Source organism: Rhodococcus sp. DMU2021, assembly GCF_019641445.1.
GTDB lineage: Bacteria > Actinomycetota > Actinomycetes > Mycobacteriales > Mycobacteriaceae > Rhodococcus > Rhodococcus pyridinivorans.
The window spans coordinates 1-1,492 of record NZ_JAIFKB010000079.1; the positions used below are offsets into that span (position 1 = coordinate 1).

The 1,492-nt window shown below is 63.3% G+C and carries 1 protein-coding gene; it reads left to right on the top strand.

The annotated features are described in order from the left end of the window. Positions 1 to 44 precede the first annotated feature (44 nt). Positions 45 to 1,292: an IS4 family transposase gene (locus K3M35_RS25705; protein WP_220667279.1), complete on the top strand. Its 1,248-nt coding sequence runs from the start codon at positions 45 to 47 to the stop codon at positions 1,290 to 1,292. The last annotated feature ends 200 nt before the right edge of the window (positions 1,293 to 1,492 follow it).

The window sequence follows — 1,492 nt, forward strand, 5'->3', positions numbered from 1 at the left end:
CAATACCGTTTACTTAGAATGTCACGGCTGTTATTCTCGAGCGCGTGCCACGTGTGGGATGGGTCAAGCCGAACAGTGACCAACGGTTGTCCGATCACATCTCATTAGGGGTGTTGACCGGGGTTTTTCCACCCGAGATGATCGACGACATCCTGACCGTATGCGGCCGAGTCGAACGCCGGAATCGCCTGTTACCGGCGCGAGTGGCGGTGTACTACGTCCTTGCGCTCGCGCTGTTCTCCACCTGCTCGTACGAGGAGGTGATGCGCAAACTGGTGACCGGGCTCGAATGGGCCTCGGGCTGGTCGCATCAGTGGACGATCCCGACGAAGGCGGCATTGTTCCAGGCGCGCAAGCGCCTGGGCCCGGAACCGTTGCGCATGCTGTACGAGAAAGTGGCAGTGCCGCTGGCCGATCCGCAGGTTCCGGGTGGGTTCTACCGATCCCGGCGACTGATGAGCATCGACGGATTGACCCTGGATGTGCCGGACAACGACGCGAACGTCGAGCATTTCGGTCGGCCGCCGTCCTCCCGCGGTGGCGGCCGCGGCGGAGCGTTCCCGCAGGTTCGGGTGCTGGGGTTGGCCGAATGCGGCTCACACGCGATCGTCGACGCCGCGCTCGGGACATACAAACAGGGCGAACAGAGCCTGGCCGAGTCAATCGTGCGGTCGCTGCAGTCGGGGATGCTGCTGCTCGCCGACCGTGGATTCTTCAGCTATCGACTGTGGCAGATGTGCGCCGACACCGGTGCCGACTTGCTGTGGCGAATGAAGTCCAACGCTGTACTTCCTGTCGAAAAACGCTATCCAGACGGATCTTTCGCATCCCACGTCTACCCGGGAACGAAGGCGCGCCGGAACCGCGCCGACGGCATCGCGGTCCGGGTGATCGAGTACACCCTCGACGTGGTGGGCGAAGACGGTGAGCCCGCACCCGTGGGTGATCAGACACCGTATCGTCTGTTGACCACGATCACCGACCCCGACGCCGCGCCTGCCGCCGAGTTGGCCGGGCTGTATTCGCAGCGGTGGGAGATCGAGACCGCGTTCGACGAACTCAAGACCCACCAGCGCGGTCCGGGGGTGGTACTGCGGTCGAAAACCCCCGACGGGGTGATCCAAGAGGTCTACGGCCACCTCTGCGTCCACTACGCGATTCGGACCCTGATGTACTCGGCAGCAACACATTCCGGAGACGACCCCGACAGACTGTCGTTCACCCGCACCCTCCGGGCCGCTCGCCGCACCACCGCGAGTCACCCGGGCTTTTCCCCCTCGAACCCAGAATGATGCGCACTGCCGTGTCACCACGGAAATCCTTCACGAACGCCTCCCTCCCCGACGTCCCCGCGCCAACCCACGCGTAGTCAAACGCAAGATGTCCGTCTTTCACGTCAAACATCCGTATCAGCGGAACGCGCCCTATATCGGACGCCGCCCTGTCGTCCTCTCAGGCGACTCCGTCCCATCGCCATAAGTAAACGGTATTG